The sequence below is a fragment of the Streptococcus sp. GMD1S genome (assembly GCF_000296875.1).
Classification (GTDB): Bacteria; Bacillota; Bacilli; order Lactobacillales; family Streptococcaceae; genus Streptococcus.
Genome location: NZ_AJQY01000066.1, coordinates 1 through 4,695 on the forward strand (window position 1 = coordinate 1; position 4,695 = coordinate 4,695).

Here is a 4,695-nt window from a genome sequence, read left to right on the forward strand (position 1 = left end):
ACACCTTTTCCGTCTTTGACGCGGTTAGCATAGTAAAGGGAAGTTGAAAGCAAGTCATGGTACTCAATTTCCGCTTCAGCAAGGGCTGACTCAGAAGACCATGACCAGTAAACTGGCTTGGCACCACGGTAGATATAGCCTTTTTTAGCCATCTCACCAAAGACACGGATCTGAGCTGCTTCATAGTCTGGAGTCAAAGTCACATAAGGATTTTCCCAGTCACCAGAAACACCCAAACGTTTAAAGTCTTCACGTTGTTTATCAACTTGAGAAAGAGCGTACTCGCGGCAAAGTTTCAAGTACTCAACCAAGTCCATTTCTTTGCGTTTAACACCCTGTTTTGCCAAGACTTGTTCGATTGGCAGACCATGAGTATCCCAACCTGGGATGTAAGGAGCGTAAAATCCAGACATAGACTTAGAACGAACAATAATATCTTTAGAAATCTTGTTCATGGCATGTCCAACGTGGATATTTCCGTTTGCATACGGAGGTCCATCATGCAAGGTGAAATGTGGTTTTCCTTGGTTCAATTCTTGACGACGTTGGTAAAGTTTTGCTTCTTCCCATTCTTTTTGCCAAACTGGTTCTTTGGTTGGAAGACCAGCACGCATAGGAAAGTCTGTTTTCCCTAGATTGAGGGTTTCTTTAAGTTTCATTGTTACTCCTTTAATTTAAAATGACAAAATAAAAACCACGATTCGCAAAAAGGACGAAAATCGTGGTACCACCTTTGTTCGAAAAAAGACAGGGTCTCTTTTCCTCTTTTCCCGTAACGTGGGGGACGTCTAGTCTTACTGTTTTCGGACTGGATTGCTTGAGAGGATAATCTAACCACTAGGGATTGCAGGACTCTCACCATCTCCCGCTCGCTGAAAATATAGTTGGTTGGATCTTGTTCTCACATTTTTTTATAGGATAAGAACAGATTCTTTGTTTGCATCGTCCTCAGTTGTTGCAGTAGCTTCTACTTCAACTGACTCTTCATGCTGGTCACTTTCTTCTGTCTGTTGATTTTGTTGAGCTTCAAACTCAGCTAATTCTTTGTTGCCAGCCTCGATACGAGCTTGTAATTCAGCAACCTCTTCTGGTGTGAATTGACGAGTCATATCAATAGGCTCTTCCTCTGGTTGTAAAGATACAGTTTCACCAAGAACTTCACCCACCACTTCTTTAAAGGCTTCATCACTTGTCTGAAGGTAAGTAGCTGTTGGGCGAAGAATATCTTCCCAATCAGATGACTCAACAATTGCTAACTGACTTTCAATCGTAGACTTGAGGCGTTGATGGAATACACGGCTCTTGTTCTTCAACTCTTCTGTCTCAACAGCCACTCTCTTCGCATTATCTGTTGCCTGACGGAGAATTTCATTTGCCTTGTATTTCGCTTCTTCAAGCAAACGCTGAGCATCTTGTTCAGCTTGTTGAATAATATTGTTTGAACGTTCTTGAGCAGCTTGTTTGACACGCTCAGCTGTATCTTGAGCAATCAAAACTGACTGACTCAAGGAATCCTTCATCTCATCAAAGTAAGACAAACGTTCTTCCAAACTTTTGATGTGTGTCTCTTTATCGTGATTACTACGAACCAAGTCTTCATAATCACGAACAACGATATCAAGAAACTCGTCTACTTCTTCTGGGTCAAAACCTCTAAATCTTGTGCCAAAGGTTTTATCTTTAATTTCTAACGATGTAATTGGCATACTTTTCCTCACTTACTTAATAAAAAATAGAATCATTAATTGCTTCTGGTTCTTGCTCGCTTGTTACTGTTCTCTTAGGAATATCATTCGTATAATAGGAAAGACGTTCTTCTAGTTTTTTGATATAGAGTTCAGTTTCATCTTTGTATCGAATCATCTCCTCTAATTCAAAGTAAATCTTATCTAGAAATAGGTCAACTTCTTCCTGATTGTAGCCTCTGAATGTTCTTGAGAAAGCTTTATCACTTATTTCTTGTGGTGTAATCGACATATTTTTTCTCACTTGCTTAAAAGTAGCCTGACTGTTAGTTTTTTCTTATCCTTTTTGGTCTGACCATTGTCTTTGACAACTTTCAAACGACCAAACTTTCTCACACTGATCAAATCCCCAACTGCAACCTGGTAATCAGATTTTTCAACCACATGATAATTTACCTGGACAGATTTTTTCTCTATCAGTTGACTAGCTTGGTTTCTAGATAATTTCAAGCCACTTGATAAGAGGGCATCCAATCGAAAACTCGAAACTAAAATTTCTCGTTCTCTATAATCAATTTTAGACAAAATCCTATCGGTAAAAGGACGTTCCTCCAGCGATACAGGAAGTCTGCCAATCTTTCTTATTCCATCCTGAAAAAGAGGAATGAAATCACGATTGACAAAAATCTGTGCTCTCTTTTCATCTACCAAGATATCACCAAATAATTTACGGTCAATTCCTAGTTGGTTGATAATTGTTCCCAATATTTTTCCATGACTCAGTTGCTCAAACTTACTCGGATAGCAAATTTCCAACAAGGCCATTTCAAAGTCTGATATCTCCGGTTCAAAGTAATCTGGATAGAGAAGAACTCGAACCGACTCTGTCGGAAGAAAATCACCACTACTTTGGCAACCCAGTCCATATGTCCCAGCTAGTACCCTCAAAATCTGTTCCTGATGGGGATTGATAAAAGGAGTAAGTACCGGTGCATAGGTATCTTCTACCCGCTTGATCCACTCTAACCCCTTATCAATAAAGGGAATATCATCTTGGGAAAAATGCTGATAAATGGCTCGATTTGCTGTCATAGTAATAAGACTAGTCGTGTTAAGAGATTTCCAACAAACTGAATCAGAATCAGCGCTGCCCAAACCGTAAAATCAAGACCAGCAAATTGTAGATTGAGCTTACGAAGGGGCTCAATAACTGGGCGAGCAAGTCTGATAACTAAGCGACCTAGCTGGCTTTCATAGGCATTTGGAAACCATGAAAGAAGAGCAAATGCAACGAGAATGATGGAATAAATGCTAACCGCATTTTGGATTAAACGAATTAAGAAAATCATTATCTTGCTCTATTTCGTTTAATATCAAAACCAAACTCAGCGCTTTGTGATTCATCTGGAAGTTTGATATCTTCAATATTCACGATAACGTTGACAGGCGTCAATAGATACATCGTACTCGCAACTTTTTTCATATTTCCAGCTAAGACATGACGGGCTCCATCCAAGTAATCAAGGCAACGACGGGCTTGTACTTCTGTCATGTATTGGAAATCAATCAAAATCCTTTCATTTCCAGCCAACAAATCTACAATTTCAGTTGCATCTTCATATTTCCTTGGATAGCGAACGTCAATTGTCACTTTCTCATCTGAACGGTGACTTTGCATCGCCAATTCTTGCTGACGCGCATGAAGACGAGTAATATTTGCATCTTTTGCTGTTCCTGACTGAGCAGGTGCTGGTAATTCTTTAGAAGTTGAGATGGCTGGGCTAACTGTTTCCTCTTGTTGAGTCTGATAGTTAGTCGTTTCTTCTCCGTCTTCTGTAAAATAATCTATAAATTTATCGAATCTATCTTTTAAAGACATAGCTCTCTCCTATTTAAAAAATGCTGTACCGATTCGAACAAAGGTTGAGCCGAACTGAATCGCTTCTTTAAAATCACGACTCATTCCCATGCTTAGCTCTGTCATCGGCATATTAGGGATTTGTTTTTCTCTAATTTCTGCTTGCAGAGCCTGCGTATCCTTGAAAATTTCTTTCAATTCATCACTGTCTGCCTCAAAAGGAGCCATGGTCATTAAACCAACATACTCAATCTGATCTAACTTAGCCAATTCTGGCAAAAGTTCTAGCAATTCTTCTTTTGAAAACCCATGCTTGCTTTCTTCCCCAGAAATATTGACCTGCAAGAAACACTTGACAACATGATCTGTTCTCTTTTGAATTTCCTGGGCTAACTTTAGGGAGTCTAAAGCATGAAAGTAATCCACATATGGGATTACTTCTTTCACTTTCCGTCTCTGTAGTGTTCCTATTAAATGCCAAGTAACTGGGTAATCTTTCAAGGCCTGATATTTTTCTAAAAATTTATCGACTCGATTTTCACCTATATGACGGACACCAAGCGGAAGCATGGCTTCCGCTGTTTGTACATCTACATACTTTGTCACTGCGATTACTGAAACAGCATCTAGAGCACGGTTGGCTTCTTGACTAGCATCAGCTATTTGCTGAAAAACTAATTCAGTATTTTTTTTCAAATTCATTGATTAACGATTTTTGAAGAATGGAGGTGTATCCAATTCATCTTCATCTTGTGAAACTGGTGTTTCGAAGCGTTCTACTGGTGAAACAACTGGATCTGTTTGGCGAACAATAGACTCACGACGCAAGTCCCAGTCTCCAAAAGCAGACGCTTGGTTTGTTTCAAAACGACGTGGACTTGATTTAGGCAATTCTGCTGTCTCTTCCAAGTCGAATTGACGGTCAAATGTGTGTGCTTGTGGAGCTTTAGTTGATGGTCTTCCAACTGGTTGGTTGTTACGAGCTCCAACTACTTTTTCCACTCGCTCTTGACGAACACCTGTTGCTACAACTGTAACACGGATTTCATCCTTCATGCTTTCGTCAATTGATGTTCCAAGCCAGATGTTTACACCTTGGCCAGCTGCTTGGTTGACAATTTCTGAAGCTTCTTCTGCTTCAATCAAGGTCAA

Annotated in this window: 7 protein-coding genes and 1 pseudogene; all 8 read right to left on the reverse strand. The window is 39.7% G+C overall.

What is annotated here, in order from left to right; all coding sequences use genetic code 11:
* Window positions 1-659 (reverse strand): class I tRNA ligase family protein (locus GMD1S_RS06655; RefSeq protein ID WP_000768142.1); only part of this gene is annotated, 659 nt, incomplete at its 3' end.
* A 252-nt stretch (window positions 660-911) separates the two neighbouring features.
* A complete protein-coding gene (locus GMD1S_RS06660; protein ID WP_001123190.1) occupies window positions 912-1,706 on the reverse strand; it encodes a DivIVA domain-containing protein in 795 nt (264 codons plus the stop codon).
* Between the two features lie 16 nt (window positions 1,707-1,722).
* Window positions 1,723-1,977 carry a DivIVA domain-containing protein gene (locus tag GMD1S_RS06665; protein WP_000028988.1) on the reverse strand — a complete coding sequence of 85 codons (255 nt, stop codon included), beginning with the start codon at window positions 1,975-1,977 and terminating at the stop codon, window positions 1,723-1,725.
* 8 nt (window positions 1,978-1,985) lie between these two features.
* Window positions 1,986-2,777, reverse strand: a complete 792-nt coding sequence (locus GMD1S_RS06670) for a YlmH family RNA-binding protein (protein WP_000126364.1) — start codon at window positions 2,775-2,777, stop codon at window positions 1,986-1,988.
* The gene (locus tag GMD1S_RS06675; RefSeq protein WP_000576501.1) at window positions 2,774-3,034 is read right to left on the reverse strand and encodes a YggT family protein; all 261 of its coding nucleotides are present in this window, start codon (window positions 3,032-3,034) and stop codon (window positions 2,774-2,776) included. The genes GMD1S_RS06670 and GMD1S_RS06675 overlap by 4 nt, the downstream gene beginning before the upstream one ends.
* Window positions 3,034-3,564, reverse strand: a complete 531-nt coding sequence (locus GMD1S_RS06680; RefSeq protein WP_000053372.1) for a cell division protein SepF — start codon at window positions 3,562-3,564, stop codon at window positions 3,034-3,036. Before GMD1S_RS06680 ends, GMD1S_RS06675 begins: the two co-directional genes overlap by 1 nt.
* A gap of 9 nt (window positions 3,565-3,573) precedes the next feature.
* Window positions 3,574-4,245 carry a YggS family pyridoxal phosphate-dependent enzyme gene (locus GMD1S_RS06685; RefSeq protein ID WP_001049619.1) on the reverse strand — a complete coding sequence of 224 codons (672 nt, stop codon included), beginning with the start codon at window positions 4,243-4,245 and terminating at the stop codon, window positions 3,574-3,576.
* Window positions 4,246-4,248: 3 nt separating this feature from the next.
* Window positions 4,249-4,695: pseudogene (locus GMD1S_RS06690) on the reverse strand (cell division protein FtsZ); the annotation flags it as partial.

What these genes read in the sequence shown, in the direction of transcription:
- GMD1S_RS06660 (WP_001123190.1), bottom strand. Translation starts at nt 1,706, where the DNA reads ATGCCAATTACATCGTTAGAAATTAAAGATAAAACCTTTGGCACAAGA.
- GMD1S_RS06665 (WP_000028988.1), bottom strand. Translation starts at nt 1,977, where the DNA reads ATGTCGATTACACCACAAGAAATAAGTGATAAAGCTTTCTCAAGAACA.
- GMD1S_RS06670 (WP_000126364.1), bottom strand. Translation starts at nt 2,777, where the DNA reads ATGACAGCAAATCGAGCCATTTATCAGCATTTTTCCCAAGATGATATT.
- GMD1S_RS06675 (WP_000576501.1), bottom strand. Translation starts at nt 3,034, where the DNA reads ATGATTTTCTTAATTCGTTTAATCCAAAATGCGGTTAGCATTTATTCC.
- GMD1S_RS06680 (WP_000053372.1), bottom strand. Translation starts at nt 3,564, where the DNA reads ATGTCTTTAAAAGATAGATTCGATAAATTTATAGATTATTTTACAGAA.
- GMD1S_RS06685 (WP_001049619.1), bottom strand. Translation starts at nt 4,245, where the DNA reads ATGAATTTGAAAAAAAATACTGAATTAGTTTTTCAGCAAATAGCTGAT.